Below are 16,452 nucleotides of genomic sequence, written 5' to 3'. Positions count from 1 at the left end.
CATAATACCGGTTCGATGTTGATAAGGAGAGATTAACAATGAGCGGTTTTGCTTATTTAATGATGGCAATTGTGGCTGAAGTGGTAGCTACCACCATGCTAAAAGCATCTGATGGTTTTACGCGGTTAGTGCCTTCGGGCGTGGTAGTGATTGGCTATGGCATTGCTTTCTGGGGGCTTTCTCAAGTGGTTAAAACCATGCCTCTGGGGATCGCTTACGCTATTTGGTCGGGATTGGGGATTGTTTTGGTTTCTATTGCGGCAACGTTTATGTATCAACAAAAAGCTGGATTGGGCTGCTATCTTAGGCATGACATTGATTGTGGCCGGCGTCATGGTGATTAATCTGCTGTCCAAGACGCCGATGCACTAATATATTCTGCTTACTTGACGTTGTAGGGGGCGGCTCTCGCTTACCCGAATCACTGACTTTAGTGAGTTCATCGGGATATATTCGTTTGCTGCCTGCCACGCCAATGGCTTTAGGATATATTTATAATTAATTGTGGGTAGTGGGGAGAATGAACCCGCTACTTAATGTCCAACTGATGTATTCCATCAATAGCCAGTAACTTTTCATATACCTGATCCACGCTTTTTCTTGGTGACAACGTCACGTCCATTGAGAGATCACAATCAGAATCGCCTTCGTCACGTTTTTGCGTCACGGAGAGGTTAATGGGTCGCAGGCGCAGTTTCTGTAGTGCAACCAATACCTGTGGCACACTTTCCGGTAACAGTTTGATGTATATATAATAGTGTTGCCCGAGCAGGCGATTACTTAACTGACGAAAGATCTCCAATACGATCAATGTCATTAACGTGCCATAAATACCAATCTCATACAGGCCACTGCCGATCACTAAGCCGATTGCCGCCGTGACCCACATTCCTGCCGCGGTGGTTAGCCCTTTAACCATCTGTTTTTGGATCATAATCGTACCGGCACCAAGGAACCCCATGCCGCTAACCACCTGTGCGGCGACCCTGCTCGGATCAAAACTGACGTGTTCGAGTATCAATAAATCCTCAAAACCATACTTGGAAACAATCATAAACATAGCGCTACCGATACCCACCAGAATGTGTGTGCGCAATCCTGCTTCTTTTGCACGTAACTGGCGCTCAATACCAATTAACCCACCCAGCGCCCCGGCAAGGGCAATTCGTAGCAATAAATCCGTGATCATAATTATTTCCTTTTATTCTTGTTCGCACTATAGGTATATGATTATCTATCCGATTAATATTAGCTCATTTGTTTTGCACGAAATTTAAACGTAAAAATAATCTGGTCAGCAGGCTGCTCGCCTTGACTTAAGCTAAATTAAATTATCATATTGGCGCTTATTTATGTTGTCTTTTAATTGTAACCGATATTATATAAGGCTTTTGCGGATCATCCGTACTGTTTTTCTAAGACAATAACTTTATATATTTCTCACGCCGGAGCAGAAGAATGAACGTATTATCTTGGTTGGCAGGCGGCGCGGTATTCTTTTTAGCCGCTTGTAGCAGCAATGATCCAACGACCGCATCGAACCGTGCTGATGTCGATGAGCCAGTACAACAAGCGACCAGTGCCAGCACGCATCACAACCTGAATATGTCAAACCCGGCATCAGTGAATTGCGCCAATGCGGGCGGCGTTTTGACCCTCGCCAGGCAACTCAATGGCAGCAGTGTGGGGATGTGCCAATTACCAGACGGTAAACGCTGTGAAGAGTGGGCATTAATGCGCGGAGCATGTCCGGCGCGTTAATAAACGGCAGTATTTAATGCATTATTAAATACTGCCGCGCAGACAGGTTTAACCGAGATCAGTTTACCCAGTCTTTTTGTTGGTAAATTAACGTATGAGCATTATTGCTTAGGGTTAACTGCCCCTTGTTTAAGGTCACTTTTACACCGTTGCCCAATGCTTCGCCAATTAGTGCATCCCACTGATTTAACTGCTCATCGGCACACAGCATCCGGGTGCTTGCCAGCCCTTTGGCAGTAAGTACCCCCTCTTTCAGCTCACCCTGGCCCATAAATCGATTACACATCGCGCCGGAAATATGCATTTTTTCGCCGAATTCAATACTCGGTGCAGGTTTTTTTAGCGGGGCTTGACCATTAACGCTTAGCAGCACAAAGTTGTGATGCAGCAGATCGTTTTCAGTCACGCTGCGCGTGGTGTCATTGCCGGATTGACTCATACCGCATCCTGTAAGAAGTACGCCAACGATGGCGAAGGGAAGTATTTTCTTCATGTTATCTCCTGCTGCGGTGTGGTTGTGTCGTTATTGTCAAAATCTAACGATAAGGTAATTACGGGGGATTATAACTGATATGCAGATTATTATAACGGCACAGGGCTGTTTTCAGGATTAATCTGTCTTGGGGATAACAAATAAACCGCACCCTGATAGAGTGTCTTATTGCACACCCTATCAGTGATACGCGATAGTTAATCAGTCAATAAGATTCGGGCAAGGTTTGTTATCTTTCAATTGTGCGATATTCTGCATTGTGGTGTTAGAAATACTGGTCAGCGCCTCTTCAGTCAGGAATGCCTGATGCCCAGTAAATAACACGTTATGGCAGGAAGAGAGGCGGCGGAAAATATCATCCTGAATCACGTCATTGGATTTATCTTCAAAGAACAGGTCACGTTCATTCTCATAAACGTCCATACCCAGAGCACCAATCTTCTGCTGTTTTAAGGCTTCGATCGCCGCCGCAGAATCAATCAATCCTCCTCGGCTGGTGTTGATGATCATGACGCCTTTTTTCATCTTATCGAAGGACTGTTTATTGAGCAGGTGATGGTTCTCTGCTGTCATCGGGCAATGCAACGAGATGACATCCGACTTATGGTATAAGGTATCCAAATCGACATATTCAGTGCCGAGTTCCAGAGCTTGTTGGCTTGGAAACGGATCATAGGCCAGTAAGTTCATGCCGAAACCTTTCAAAATACGCAGGGTGGCCACACCAATTTTACCGGTACCAATCACCCCCGCAGTACGGTTGTGCATATTGAAACCGATCAACCCCTCTAATGAGAAGTTAGCATCACGGGTTCGCTGATAAGCACGGTGAATGCGTCGATTTAGGCTCATCATCATACCAACAGCATGTTCTGCTACGGCTTCAGGTGAGTAAGCCGGAACACGGACAACCTGAATGCCCAGCTCTTTAGCGGCTTGCAGATCGACATTATTAAAACCCGCACAGCGCAAAGCGAGTATTTTAACGCCAACGGCGGCCAGCTCGGTTAATACTTCGCGGCAACCATCATCATTGACAAAAATACATACCGCCTGACAGCCCTCAGCCATTTTTGCTGTTTTCGGGGTCAACAGAAAGTCGAAAAACTCCAATTCAAAGCCAAAATCTTTATTGACCAATTCGAGGTATTTACGGTCATACTGTTTGGTACTGTAAACGGCTAATTTCATCGTGATTTCTCCGCTAAAATAATGTGATCAATCTAGCATATTTGAATAAATCATACAATTTGAGACAATGAACCATAAATAACAATTATGGTATCTTGCAGGGATTAAAGCACAACGTGAGTCCGGTCGGTGATAAAACAAGGCAAGTCATGACTAAATGCGCAAAAATAGTGGGTTGGTTGTTATTGATAGGGGTAATTTCTCTGCTGGTATTATGGAAAACCCTGCCTCAGTGGTTACCCAAAGTCGCGCAATACTGGCTGCCCGTCGGAACTCAACTGAGAGTGGCACACGCGCCAGTTTGGCATGATGGCGCACTGCGTATTGACCAACTGAGTTATCTGGCGCAGGGCTGCACGCTAACCAATATCTCCCAACTGAGTGTGGCTTATCATCTGGGCCGCTGGCAACTGGGTGCTGATAAAGTGGCACTGGATACTGCCTGCCTGAGTCAGCTTCCCTCCAGTGCTGACAGCGCACCGCAAGACCTGGCTCACTGGCAGCAACAACTATCGCGGCTGGATCTGAATATTGGCAATTTGCTGATAACGCCGTGGCAGCAATATGCCGGCAAACTGACGCTCTCTTCGAAAGGTAAGTTGACACAGGAACTGCGCTATCAGGGCCAGCAGCTCAGTTTTGCCGCCACGTTGGATGAGCAGCAGCAACTTAACTTGCATCAATTCTCTATTGCGGTACCCGGCACGCCACAACCCTTCCAACTGCGCGGTAAGATCAAGGTTCCGCTGTCACTGGATGACTGGCCGAGTCAAGGTGCGCTGGCGGGGGTATTGACCACCGGTTATCTCTCTAAGCCGTTGTTGCTGAACCTGAACTGGCAGCAACAGCACGGGGTATTAACGTTGACGGAGCAAGGTGACAGCCAACCGCTGGCCCATTTTCCGTGGCAGGTTTCAACCAATCAGATTCAGATAGTGGCAGGGCAATGGCAATGGCCTTACGGCCAGCAACCCCTGAGTGGTGGGGTTAACCTGACCTTACATGACTGGGATAACGGTCTGGAACAGACCTCGATTGATGCCCGCATCAATGTGATCACCTCCGGTAAGAGTGGCAAAGGCAATGCGGTATTGACCGTTGGCCCCGGTAATCTGAGCATGATTAACAGTGATTTAAAGTTCCAGCTCAGCGGGCAGGCGAATCTGGAAAGAATGATTTTGAACGCCACGCTTCCCGGCGTGTTCAGCGGTTCGGTGCTGAACCCCACCTGGGTGCTGTATCCGGGCGCGTTGCTGCGTGCGCATGGTAATGTAACCCCTGAATTGCGCATAAGAGATGCCCGCTGGCCGCTGGCTGGCGTCAAAGTCACTGCGCAGGGGGTTACCGGGCGTTTACAGGCTATCGTCGATGCGCAAGACCGCTATTGGGGCAATTTCAATCTGCATCTGGATGGTCAGGCGCAGGCGTTCTGGCCCGATAAAGGTCACTGGCAATGGCGTTATTGGGGGAATGGTAATCTGCCACCGCTGGCTGCCCGTTGGGATATGGCAGGCAAGGGGAGTTGGCACGACAGGGTGATCACCGTCGATAAGCTATCAACCGGTTTTGATCACTTGCAATATGGCTTGGTCAAAGTCGAAGCACCACGCCTGACATTAACGAAGCCGTTGACCTGGCAGCGTGATAACCATCATCCGGCGTTTATTGCCGGTCTTGAATTGGTCGCTAAGAAAGTGGCATTCAGTGATGGCGGGGGTTATCTGCCGCCAGCGGTGCTCTCATTGCAACTCAATGGCCGTGATCTGGACAGTTTTCTGTGGCAGGGGCAGTTACAGGCCAACACTATCGGGCCTATCCCGCTGCGCGGTCGTTGGGATGGGGAGCGCTTACGCGGTGAGGGCTGGTGGCCTAAACAGTCGTTGATGGTATTCCAGCCACTTATCTCTGAAGAGCTTGGCATCAAACTGCGTGATGGTGAGTTCTATGCACAGGCCGCATTCTCGGCCGCGCGTGAGCAAGGTTTTACCGCCGGTGGGCACTGGGTGGTGAAGAACGGTGGGATGTGGCTGAAAGACGGCGAGCTGAGTGGTTTGGACTTTGTTATGTCCTACCGATTGAAAAATCACCACTGGCAGTTGGGGGCGAAAGAACCGGTCATGCTGCGGATTGCTGCGCTTAACAACTTATTCGAAATGCAGAATATTACCGCTGATTTGCAAGGTACTTACCCTTACTCAGAAGGTGCGCCGTTAACCTTAAGCAATGTCGGTATGGATATCCTCAATGGGCATATGAGTTTGTCGGCATTACGTTTGCCGCAACATGATGCCGCAGTGCTGAAGCTAAACGCCATCGACCTCAGCGCACTGTTTACCGTATTACAACCGAAGCAGTTTGCTATGTCAGGCAAAGTGAATGGTGAGTTGCCGCTCTACCTTAATAACCCGCAATGGCTGGTGCGCAATGGCTGGATTGCCAATGATGGCATGGTGACTTTGCGGTTGGACCCTGACCTGGCCAATTCGATCAGTGAGAGTAATCTGGTGGCCGGCACCGCAATTGACTGGCTGCGCTACATGGAGATTTATCATTCTTATGCCAAAGTGGACTTGGATAACCTGGGTCACTTGACGCTCAGTTCAAAAATTCATGGCGTGAATACGCAGAAAAATAATAAGCGTGAGATAATACTCAATTACCAGCATCAGGAAAATGTATTCCAGCTCTGGCGTAGCCTGCGTTTTGGCGACAATTTACAAGAATGGCTACAACAAATGCTTTCAGCGCAACCGGCCATTTCATTACAACCTGCCCATTTATCTCAACCAAAAACATCGGCGAGGACCAAGGAATGAAGAACTTAACAGCGGAACGTATGGCGATAGCACTGGGTATTTTACTGCTCAGTGGCTGTGTACGCCTTGAAGTCGCGACTCCTGAAAAACCCATCACTATCAATATGAACGTCAAGATTGAGCATGAGATCCAGATCAAAGTGGACAAAGATGTGGAAAGTTTGCTGAAAAATCAATCCAATCTGTTTTAGGGAGCCAATATGACAAAGCAAATTTCAGCCTGGATTGGTGCGAGATCGCGGCAGTTTGGTGCAATAGTGTGTTATATGGCCTTGGCAGGCAGCCTGCTGTTCAGTTCAATGGCGTTTGCCTTGACACTAGAGCAAGCAAAGCAGCAAGGCCGGGTAGGGGAAACGCTGAACGGTTATCTGGCGGCGGTGAAAAAAGATGCTGAAACGCTGGCGTTGGTGGAGCAGATCAATATTGCGCGAACCGAGAAGTACCAGGAAGTCGCCCAGAAAAACCATATCTCTACCGAGGATGTCGCCAAATTAGCAGGGCAGAAGCTGGTTAACCGCGCAGCTCCCGGTGAATATGTGCGTGGCATTAACGGTCAGTGGATGCGACGCTGACCACGCGGAACGAATCGTGCGAGTTAAGACAAGGCAAGCCGTCGTTTAACGCGGCACCCGCCAGAAAAAAGCGCGCCCGAAGGCGCGCAATGATCAAATGACACTATGGGTAAAACGAGGGTAATACACGGTCATTTTCAGTGGCGCTTGACGAAGATACCCGCCATTGCGCAAAAGTGATTCATTAAGCGCTGACAACCTGAGCCAGTAATTCTTTCGCATCTGCCTGTGCTTTGGTCGCTACTTCAGGGCCGTAAGCGATACCCTCTGCAAATACGAACTCAACATCGCTAATCCCGATAAAGCCGAGGAACAGACGCAGGTAAGGTACAACCAGGTCTGTTGGGGTATCTTTATGAATACCGCCACGGCTGGTCAGGATAATGGCACGTTTACCGGTCACTAACCCTTCTGGGCCTTTTTCGGTGTAGCGGAATGTCACGCCAGCACGGGCAATCAGGTCAAAATAGTTTTTCAACTGGGTCGGGATATTGAAGTTGTACATCGGTGCGGCAATCACAATGACATCATTGGCTTGCAACTCCGCAATCAGCTCGTCAGACAGCGCCAGCGCATCTTGTTGACGTGGCGTTAATGCCGCGTCAGAAGGGCGCAGGGCACCCACCAATTCACCGTCCAATACTGGGATAGGTTGAGCGGCGAGGTCACGCACGGTAATCTGGTCGTCGGCATGGGCTGCCTGCCACTGTTCAACGAAGAAGTCAGCCAATTGGTTGGACTGTGAATAGGTTGCCAGAATGCTTGATTTAAGAACCAGAACTTTGCTCATCGTAATTCCTTAACAGGTAACAGAGACTTAGGCGATACGCCCTTTCAATGAGATACACTTTATTCATATTTTTAAACCAGTGATAGCGCAATAATTTGCGTTCTTTGTTCGATTTTATTGAATGAAGAAAATAGGCCCGAGATACGGCTTAGGTTACGGCGTAAAGCGAGGCTGTGTTACCCTATCCGATAAGGATTGATACGATAAAAAATGAGTAATAATCAGAATGAGATTAGCGGTTCATATCGTCTATCAATGAATAAAAAAGTCAGCTAATCAGACGAATAGCATAAAACATTGGGCTGATACTGTCAGTGGCAGCCGCATCGTAACAAGGAATACTGAACGTGAAATCTTCGCTCGCAGCGTTATCCACCCAACTTGGTGAGTTGATGCTCCGTGACCAACAGCGTATGCGGCGTCGGCTGCAAGGCGCACGAAAAATCAATGATCCCGACGCCGTGGCAGCCTTTACCCGCGAAATCGAAACAGAGCTTGGCGTTGCCATGCAGCGGGTCAATAGCCGTCGTGCTGCTTGCCCTGCAATTACCTACCCTGAAAATTTGCCGGTTAGCCAGAAAAAACCGGATATCTATAACGCCATCCGTGACCATCAGGTGGTGATTGTTGCCGGTGAAACCGGCTCCGGTAAAACGACGCAGATACCGAAAATCTGCCTGGAGCTGGGGCGTGGCGTGAAAGGGGTGATCGGCCATACCCAACCACGGCGTCTGGCGGCACGCACCGTCGCAAACCGCATTGCCGAAGAGTTGGACACGACGCTCGGCGGTTGTGTCGGTTATAAAGTCCGTTTTAATGATCAGGTTGGCGAGAACACGCTGGTCAAATTAATGACCGACGGCATTTTACTGGCGGAGATTCAGCAAGACCGTCTGCTGCTGCAATATGACACCTTGATCATTGATGAGGCTCATGAACGTAGCCTGAATATTGATTTCATTCTGGGTTATCTGCGGGAGTTATTACCCAAACGGCCAGACTTGAAAGTCATTATTACCTCTGCAACCATCGATCCACAGCGTTTCTCACGTCATTTCAATAATGCGCCGATCATTGAGGTTTCTGGCCGTACCTATCCGGTGGAGGTGCGTTACCGTCCGGTCGTTGATGACGCCGATGATGTTGAGCGCGATCAGCTACAAGCTATTTTTGATGCGGTAGATGAACTGGGGCGGGAAAGCCCCGGTGACATTTTGATCTTTATGAGCGGCGAGCGTGAAATTCGCGATACCGCCGATGCGCTGATGAAGCAAAATTTGCCACATACCGAAGTGTTGCCGCTGTACGCCCGCTTATCAAATAGCGAGCAGAATCGGGTATTTCAGTCTCATCATGGGCGGCGCATTGTGCTGGCGACCAACGTGGCTGAAACGTCGCTAACGGTGCCGGGGATCAAATATGTGATTGATCCCGGCACGGCGCGTATCAGCCGTTATAGCTTCCGCACCAAGGTGCAACGCTTACCGATTGAACCGGTATCCCAGGCGTCGGCCAATCAGCGCAAAGGGCGCTGTGGCCGTGTCTCCGATGGTATCTGTATCCGCCTCTACGCAGAGCAGGATTTCCTCTCTCGCCCTGAATTTACCGATCCCGAGATTCTGCGTACCAATCTGGCGTCAGTTATTCTGCAAATGACCTCACTCGGTTTGGGTGATATTGCGGCATTCCCGTTTGTTGAAGCGCCAGATAAGCGTAATATCCAGGATGGCGTGCGCCTGCTGGAAGAACTGGGGGCGATACAAACCGCCAGTAATGGCCATCAACAACTGACGCCGTTAGGACGGCAGTTGGCACAGTTACCGGTTGATCCACGGTTGGCGCGTATGGTGTTGGAAGCACAGCGAAGCGGCAGTGTCCGTGAGCTGATGATCATTACTTCTGCGCTCTCGATTCAAGATCCTCGCGAACGGCCAATGGATAAGCAGCAGGCATCCGATGAAAAACATCGCCGTTTTGCTGATAAAGACTCGGATTTCCTCGCTTTTGTTAACTTATGGGATTACCTGAAAGAGCAGCAAAAAGCGTTGTCTTCGGCGCAGTTTCGTAAGCTATGTCGCAGTGATTTCCTTAACTATCTGCGGGTGCGCGAATGGCAGGATATCTACACGCAACTACGTCAGGTGGTGAAAGAGCTGGGGATACCGGTTAACAGTGTCGTGGCGGATTATCGCAGTGTCCATAGCGCGATATTGACCGGTCTACTCTCGCATATCGGCCAGAAAGATGTTGAAAAGCAAGAGTTTACCGGCGCACGTAATGCCCGCTTTGCAGTTTTCCCAGGTTCTGGGTTATTCAAAAAACCGCCTAAATGGGTGATGGTGGCGGAACTGGTTGAGACTAGCCGCCTGTGGGGGCGCATTGCGGCGCGCATTGAACCGGAATGGATCGAACCCCTGGCGCAGCATTTGGTGAAACACCATTACAGTGACCCACATTGGGAAAAAGCGCAGGGTGCGGTCATGGCCTGCGAAAAAGTGACCTTATTTGGCTTACCGATTGTGGCGGAGCGTAAGATCAATTACGGCCCGATTGATCCGCCGCTGTGTCGCGAACTGTTTATCCGGCATGGCTTAGTGGAAGGGGATTGGCAGACGCGTCATGCCTTCTTCCGTGCCAATCTCAAGTTATTGGCAGAAGTCGAAGAGCTGGAACATAAATCACGTCGGCGTGACATTCTGGTTGATGATGAAACACTGTTTAACTTTTACGATCAGCGCATTGGCCGTGACGTAATTTCTGCCCGTCATTTTGATAGCTGGTGGAAGAAAACCAGCCAGACACAGCCAGAATTGCTTAACTTTGAGAAAACCATGCTTATCAAGGATGGTGCGAACAAAGTTAACCCATTGGATTACCCCAATTTTTGGTATCAAGGTTCAATCAAACTGCGCTTATCCTATCAATTTGAACCAGGCACGGATGCCGATGGTGTCACGGTCCATATACCGTTACAAATCCTCAACCAAATTCAAGAGCAGGGTTTTGACTGGCAAATTCCAGGTATCCGCCGTGAACGGGTAATCGCACTGATCAAATCTCTGCCAAAACCAGTGCGGCGTAATTTTGTGCCTGCGCCCAACTACGCTGAAGCATTTTTAGCGCGAGTAACACCGTTGGAAACTGGCCTGCTGGATGCGCTGGAGCGCGAACTGCGGCGCATGACTGGCGTGACAGTGTCACGAGAAGCGTGGCAGTGGGATCAAGTGCCTGACCATCTTAAAATGACGTTCCGGGTACTGGATGATAAAAATCGTACCTTACGAGAAGGCAAAGATCTTGCTGCACTGAAGTTACAATTGCAGGAAAAAGTACAAGAAACCCTTTCTGCGGTTGCCGATGATGGTATTGAACAAAATGATCTGCACATTTGGAGCTTTGGTGACTTGCCGGTGTGCTATGAGCAACGCCGTGGCGGTTACGAAGTTAAAGCCTATCCCGCATTGGTGGATGAGAAAGACAGTGTGGCGATCCGCCTGTTCGATAACGAATCCCAGCAGCAGCAAGCGATGTGGCAGGGGACGCGCCGTTTATTATTGCTAAATATTCCTTCTCCTATCAAGTATTTGCACGAAAAACTGCCGAACAAATCCAAGCTGGGGTTGTATTTTAATACCTATGGCAAAGTAATGGATTTAATTGATGATTGTATCGCCTGTGGTGTGGATAAACTGGTTGCGCAATATGGTGGCCCGGTTTGGCAGGAGGCGGATTTTGCGCATCTACAGGAGAAAGTTCGCGCCGAACTGAATGAAACGGTGGTCGATATCGCGCAACAGGTTGAGCAGATCCTGACGATGGTATTCAGTATCAACAAGCGTTTAAAAGGGCGGGTTGATATTTCTCAGGCTCTGGCACTGTCGGATATCAAAGCGCAGCTTGGCGATTTGATTTATCGTGGTTTTGTGACCAATAACGGCTGGAAACGTCTGCCAGATACGCTGCGGTATTTGCGCGCCATAGAGCGCCGACTGGAGAAACTGGCGGTGGACCCTCATCGTGACCGCGCCCAAATGGTGCGGGTAGAACACATTCAGAAAATGTGGCAGCAATGGCTCACCAAGTTGCCACCCAAACGCCAGCAGGATGAAGAGGTAAAAGAAGTGCGCTGGATGATTGAAGAGTTGCGCGTCAGTCTGTTTGCCCAACAACTCGGGACGCCTTATCCAATATCGGATAAGCGTATTTTACAAACGATTGAGCAACTCTCCATCTAATACCTCAGTCTATTTAAACCGTCATTTTCAGCGCCCGAAAGCAGAGTACATTCGGGCGCTGAGTTTATCCGCTCGTTCCGCCTCCCTTATAACATTATCCTTATAGTTCATAACGTAAACCCCAATGTAATCAATGAAAATCACCCGTTACGATGCGAGGCATTTCCAGAATAGTGAATTAACACGGCTATCTGGCCGCGGAGTTATTGTGTGAGTCACTTGCTGACAGTATACCTGCGTCAACAAACGTGCAGCGTGCACAAAGTTTGTCTGATTTTGGTCACCATATTTGATTACTTATGGTGAGTTTGTTAGAGTTTTCACCGAGCAAGGATGGCTTATGTATGAGATTAGTGTGTTGCGTTTGGCACAAAGGGAGCTATTAAAGTTGCCCGCGGGTATTCAGGCGGCATTGATTAAAGCGATGGATGAGCTGGAGGCTTATGGTCATGAATTACGGGAACCGGAAGTCAGGGATATCGGCCAGGGGCTAAAGGAGCTGCGTGTCAGTGCAAAGGAGGGGATCGGGCGTGGTTTTTTCTTTTATCACGCGAATCGGCAGGTTTATATCATCCATATTCTACAGAAAAAGACGCCAAAAACCCCGAGACGAACCCTGATATTGGCCTACCGGCGTATGAAGGAACTCAAACGGAGATTGCAGTCATGAAAAAACAAGATGATTTTGATGTCATACCCTTCAGTGAGGTGAAAGCCACTGCATTGAGTCAGCCTCAGGTAAATGATGCCTATACCGATTTACAGATCCGGCAGGCGATGATGACTGAGCTGAAGGCGGCTCGTCAGCGATGCAACTTGACTCAGGAGGATGTCGCCCTGCGCGCGGGGCTAAAGAAGCAAAACATTAGCCGCATGGAGAAAGGTATTATTTCGCCCAACCTCACAACGTTAAGCCGTTATGCAGCAGCGTTGGGAGGCACGTTCGTTTTTAAATTCAATTCTGAATCTTCTTGTGTTTCCAAGGAGTGATGGCAACGCGTAATCAGCAAATATGCATGATCACTTAGTGATATTAGCGGCTTTTATCGCCAGCGCCTTTAACCGGTCTTTAATGGCAGGAACGGTTAAGGCTCGGTTATCTGCCAGATAACGATCTTTAGCCGCCGGTGCCGAACTTTGAATCGCAATCAATGACCAACTATTGCCCGTTTTCAGCAGCAAGGGTGAGCCACTGTCGCCCGGTAAAGTATCACATTGGTGTGAGAGTACACCTTTCTGAGCCCAGCCAGTGACCAGGCAGCCCTCATGACGATAGAGTGTATCCAGATGGTCTAGCGGGTAACCTGCTTGCGTTATCTTGCGGTTAACCGACTTGAGGACTTGAGTCAGCTCAGTCGTGGAACCCTCCCACAGTGGTAAGGGTTTAATCGGTATGGGCTTTGCATTAGTTAAGCGGATAAGTGCAAAGTCATAAGCGGCGGCGGCGGGGGGAACAATCCATCCGTCACCATCAGGTTTTAGTTTTTTCCCCAACTTAGTATCAACCAGCGTTTCTAAACTGGTTATCTGATATTTCCAATGGCCGTTATCAGAGATAAAGCGCAAGGCAACGGCGCGGTCAATATGACCTGGCGGGGCCAGAACACAATGGCCTGCCGTGAGTGCCAGGCGAGGGGATATCAATGTTGCAGTGCAAAGATTGCCGCTTGCCGTTTCAACCTGCCCAATCGCTTGCCACGGCCATGGGTTACTATTGGTTATCGCTGTCCGATCATCTTTGCCGAAAAATAGCGTAGTTTGATCAGCGATAGTGCTGTCAGCATCTTGCTTCTCCGCAGGAGAGCGCGCTAACGCGGTAGTGACCGAAAAAGGCAATAAACTTAATAGAAATAATGACGATAAGCGCATAAATAATCAGCCCTGCTTTTTTCTGATCGAGGAGTTATCCATTAAACACTCCAGAGGCGTTGCTAGCTAAACCAAACAGCATTTAAGTCTCTAAGTTACTTTGATTTCTAATCGATTCATTGTTCGGTATCGCTAACTATAGACAGATTCAGTCGCACTGTGCATTGCCAGTAATTATTTTTTTGATAACGCTAGAGTTTTTGACTATAAATAAAAAAATAATGTGGTCAGACCGCATATAACTAAAGTCGCCAAGGTAATTTCAAATAAATAACGGCGCAGCATTATCAGCACTCCTGATAAAAAACACCCGGCAAAAACCGGGTGTTGAGTGAATTAGCTGTTACAGGTCAATCGAGGCCGTGAGTTTTCGTTTTCTCGATTCAAACCCTACTATTTTACGGCAGGGGTTGCTGTCGTGGGCGCTTTACTGTGAGTCGTTTTTTTATGCTGTTTTGGGGCTGCTTGTGCCTTTTGTACAGGGGCTGTTTTATCTGTTTTTTTCATCGAATCAGATTTCATCGATTTTTTAGCTTTTTCGTGATGCACAGTTTTAACAGGAGCGCTATGTGAAGGCGCTGTAGCCGTTGGTGTCGTCGTTGGTGCCACCATGTCGGCAGCAAAAGCGACAGAAGATATGCCCATGCTCGCAGCAACAATCAGAGCTAATAGTGTTCTCATGATTTATTCCTCAGTGTTCTATTCTAAAATCAGCCCGTTGGGTCGTTATAAACAGAGTAGAGGAATCATCTCAAATCTTCCGTGAGTCATTGGTTTCGGCTTGTAACCGATTGTACAGGGTAGATTGAGTGAGTTATGTAGCGTTACTCCTATTTTAGTTACAACATACAATGTATGGCGCGTACTACAAAGTGCTCAATGCCAGTAAGTGCACATTTGAACGTAAGGTGGGATCTGTTTTTCATCAGGGAGAAACTAAGATGAATAACTACATCACTAATGAATACGTTGCTCGTGACGAAGAGATCTGGCAGACACTATTGCGTTGGCTTATCAGGTAACCCTCTGTGTCGATGCCAGTACATTACGGCTGCTGTTGGCAAGTAAAGGACACCTATTCACTGGCTATTATCGCAAAGACGTCGAACTTTTGTTATCGCAATAAGCGACCAAGCTGGCGGGGCGCTTTACTCTGCCGACTGCCCCTCGCGGGGCAGTGCTTCAATAACCCGCCAAACTTACATCGGATTAGGTGAGTTTAAGATAAGTAGCGCCGTTCCAGATGCTCACGGAAATAACGTGGGTTAAGCGGTTCACCGGTGGCTTTGCTCATCAATTCGGCGGTTGAGTATCGGCTACCATGTTGCCAGATGTTATTTTGCAACCAGTTAAACAGCGCACGAAGATCGCCAGCCGCAATACTCTGGTCTAACCCTGGAATAGCCTCTCGGGCGGTTTGGAATAACTGAGCTGCATACATTGCCCCTAAGGTATAAGTTGGGAAATAACCAAATGCGCCGTCGGTCCAGTGAATATCTTGCATACACCCGTTACGGTAATTACCTTCGGTGCTAATCCCAAGATATTGCTGCATTTTTTCGTTCCACAGCACAGGGATATCATCCACTTCAATCTCACCGGTAATCAACGCTTTTTCTATTTCATAGCGCAAAATGACATGAGCAGGGTAGCTGACTTCATCGGCATCAACTCGAATAAAACCAGTCTTAACCCGTTGATTCAGATTAATAAAGTTCTCTTCTGCAAAAGCAGGTTGATCACCAAATTGAGTTATCACCAACGGGCGGATCACTTGCAGGAACTCATTGCTACGGGCTAACTGCATTTCAAATAATAAGCTTTGAGATTCATGAATCGCCGTTGATCGGGCATGAGAGATGGGCTGTCCTAACCACTCGCGTGGCAAGTTCTGCTCATAACGAGCATGTCCGGTTTCATGCACAATCCCCATCAGCGCGCTGAGAAACTCAGATTCATTATAACGGGTGGTAATACGTACATCCTGAGGAATACCACCACAGAATGGGTGAACACTGACATCCACTCGCCCGCCATCAAAGTCAAAACCCAACAGGTTCATAACACTCAGCCCCAGCTTGCGCTGTTTTGCCACATCAAACGGCCCTTGTGGTATCAGGCAGGACGCATTTGCTTGTTTGGCTGTAACCTTTTGTAATAGGGCGGGAAGCCACTGTTTGAGATCACCAAAGATACGGTCAAGGTCAGCACTGGTGGTCCCCGGTTCGTAGAGATTCAATAATGCATCATAACCTGAAGTCCCCGCCGCTTGCGCGCGAATGGCCGCTTCTTCCCGGCTGAGTTTGACCACCTCTCGCAGATTCTCTGCAAAACCGTGCCAATCATTCGCGATACGTTGCTGCCGCCAGGCATGTTCACATCGTGCACCGGCCAGTGATTTTGCCTCAACCAGGGCTTCCGGTAACAAGACGGCATTGTCGTAATGACGGCGCATTTCGCGCAAGTTGGCCCGTGCAACGTCATCCAATGATTCAACGTCTGCTTGTTTTAGCCATTCACCGACTCGCTTGTCCGTTAGAATTTGATGCTGCAATACATTTAGCTCCGCCATCGCCTCTGAGCGGGCCAGGTTACCTTTTGGCGGCATCATGGTCTGCATATCCCATCCGGCAATGGCGGAGAGATGCTCGAAGCGGGAAAGGCGGGTAAACGTGGTACGTAAGTGTTGATAAGCGGTAGTCATGTCGCTCTCCATAATAAAAAT

General features: G+C 48.6%; 15 protein-coding genes and 1 pseudogene. 8 read left to right on the top strand and 8 right to left on the bottom strand.

All coding sequences use genetic code 11. The features are described from left to right. The first annotated feature begins 38 nt into the window (after positions 1–38). Positions 39–372 (top strand): annotated as a pseudogene (locus YALDO0001_RS08705) (DMT family transporter). A 157-nt stretch (positions 373–529) separates the two neighbouring features. On the opposite strand, the gene YALDO0001_RS08700 reads toward YALDO0001_RS08705, so the two are convergent. Continuing rightward, positions 530–1,189 carry an MgtC/SapB family protein gene (locus tag YALDO0001_RS08700; protein ID WP_004702111.1) on the bottom strand — a complete coding sequence of 220 codons (660 nt, stop codon included), beginning with the start codon at positions 1,187–1,189 and terminating at the stop codon, positions 530–532. A 269-nt stretch (positions 1,190–1,458) separates the two neighbouring features. Here YALDO0001_RS08700 and YALDO0001_RS08695 point away from each other — a divergent pair, with 269 nt between their 5' ends. Next, on the top strand, positions 1,459–1,761 hold the full coding sequence (locus tag YALDO0001_RS08695) for a putative hemolysin (RefSeq protein ID WP_004702110.1): 303 nt from the start codon (positions 1,459–1,461) through the stop codon (positions 1,759–1,761). 58 nt (positions 1,762–1,819) lie between these two features. Here the strand turns inward: YALDO0001_RS08695 and hslJ are convergent, their stop codons facing one another. Further along, positions 1,820–2,254 (bottom strand): heat shock protein HslJ, encoded by a 435-nt coding sequence (gene hslJ / locus YALDO0001_RS08690; protein WP_042839610.1) that lies wholly within the window; start codon positions 2,252–2,254, stop codon positions 1,820–1,822. 201 nt (positions 2,255–2,455) lie between these two features. Beyond that, positions 2,456–3,445 (bottom strand): 2-hydroxyacid dehydrogenase, encoded by a 990-nt coding sequence (locus YALDO0001_RS08685; RefSeq protein WP_004702106.1) that lies wholly within the window; start codon positions 3,443–3,445, stop codon positions 2,456–2,458. A 149-nt stretch (positions 3,446–3,594) separates the two neighbouring features. Here YALDO0001_RS08685 and YALDO0001_RS08680 point away from each other — a divergent pair, with 149 nt between their 5' ends. From YALDO0001_RS08680 to YALDO0001_RS08670, 3 genes are all read left to right on the top strand, one after another. After that, on the top strand, positions 3,595–6,261 hold the full coding sequence (locus YALDO0001_RS08680; protein ID WP_049595998.1) for a YdbH family protein: 2,667 nt from the start codon (positions 3,595–3,597) through the stop codon (positions 6,259–6,261). Beyond that, positions 6,258–6,452 carry a YnbE family lipoprotein gene (locus YALDO0001_RS08675; RefSeq protein ID WP_042839609.1) on the top strand — a complete coding sequence of 65 codons (195 nt, stop codon included), beginning with the start codon at positions 6,258–6,260 and terminating at the stop codon, positions 6,450–6,452. Before YALDO0001_RS08680 ends, YALDO0001_RS08675 begins: the two co-directional genes overlap by 4 nt. A 75-nt stretch (positions 6,453–6,527) precedes the next feature. Beyond that, positions 6,528–6,833 carry a YdbL family probable chaperone protein gene (locus YALDO0001_RS08670; protein WP_004702099.1) on the top strand — a complete coding sequence of 102 codons (306 nt, stop codon included), beginning with the start codon at positions 6,528–6,530 and terminating at the stop codon, positions 6,831–6,833. 184 nt (positions 6,834–7,017) lie between these two features. On the opposite strand, the gene azoR is transcribed toward YALDO0001_RS08670, so the two are convergent. Continuing rightward, positions 7,018–7,623, bottom strand: coding sequence for an FMN-dependent NADH-azoreductase (gene azoR, locus YALDO0001_RS08665; protein WP_004702098.1), 606 nt, complete (start codon positions 7,621–7,623; stop codon positions 7,018–7,020). A 347-nt stretch (positions 7,624–7,970) separates the two neighbouring features. Here azoR and hrpA point away from each other — a divergent pair, with 347 nt between their 5' ends. From hrpA to YALDO0001_RS08650, 3 genes are all read left to right on the top strand, one after another. Then, a complete protein-coding gene (hrpA, locus tag YALDO0001_RS08660; protein ID WP_004702096.1) occupies positions 7,971–11,858 on the top strand; it encodes an ATP-dependent RNA helicase HrpA in 3,888 nt (1,295 codons plus the stop codon). Between the two features lie 340 nt (positions 11,859–12,198). Continuing rightward, a complete protein-coding gene (locus YALDO0001_RS08655; RefSeq protein ID WP_042545849.1) occupies positions 12,199–12,528 on the top strand; it encodes a type II toxin-antitoxin system RelE/ParE family toxin in 330 nt (109 codons plus the stop codon). Further along, the gene (locus YALDO0001_RS08650) at positions 12,525–12,848 is read left to right on the top strand and encodes a helix-turn-helix domain-containing protein (RefSeq protein WP_042545850.1); all 324 of its coding nucleotides are present in this window, start codon (positions 12,525–12,527) and stop codon (positions 12,846–12,848) included. The genes YALDO0001_RS08655 and YALDO0001_RS08650 overlap by 4 nt, the downstream gene beginning before the upstream one ends. Before the next feature lie 30 nt (positions 12,849–12,878). Here YALDO0001_RS08650 and YALDO0001_RS08645 read toward each other — a convergent pair whose 3' ends face one another. The 4 genes from YALDO0001_RS08645 to YALDO0001_RS08635 form a co-directional block, all read right to left on the bottom strand. Next, positions 12,879–13,727, bottom strand: a complete 849-nt coding sequence (locus tag YALDO0001_RS08645) for a trypsin-like serine peptidase (protein WP_004702090.1) — start codon at positions 13,725–13,727, stop codon at positions 12,879–12,881. 204 nt (positions 13,728–13,931) lie between these two features. Beyond that, a complete protein-coding gene (gene ydgU, locus YALDO0001_RS22640) occupies positions 13,932–14,012 on the bottom strand; it encodes a small membrane protein YdgU (protein WP_493666646.1) in 81 nt (26 codons plus the stop codon). 108 nt (positions 14,013–14,120) lie between these two features. Further along, entirely contained in the window at positions 14,121–14,408 is a 288-nt protein-coding gene (asr, locus tag YALDO0001_RS08640) for an acid resistance repetitive basic protein Asr (RefSeq protein WP_042839607.1), read from the bottom strand. Between the two features lie 538 nt (positions 14,409–14,946). Then, complete coding sequence (locus tag YALDO0001_RS08635) at positions 14,947–16,431, bottom strand: carboxypeptidase M32 (protein WP_004702083.1); 1,485 nt, start codon at positions 16,429–16,431, stop codon at positions 14,947–14,949. Between the last annotated feature and the right edge of the window lie 21 nt (positions 16,432–16,452).

The sequence above is a fragment of the Yersinia aldovae ATCC 35236 genome, from assembly GCF_000173735.1.
Lineage (GTDB): Bacteria > Pseudomonadota > Gammaproteobacteria > Enterobacterales > Enterobacteriaceae > Yersinia > Yersinia aldovae.
This window is presented reverse-complemented; position numbering and strand designations above follow the sequence as displayed.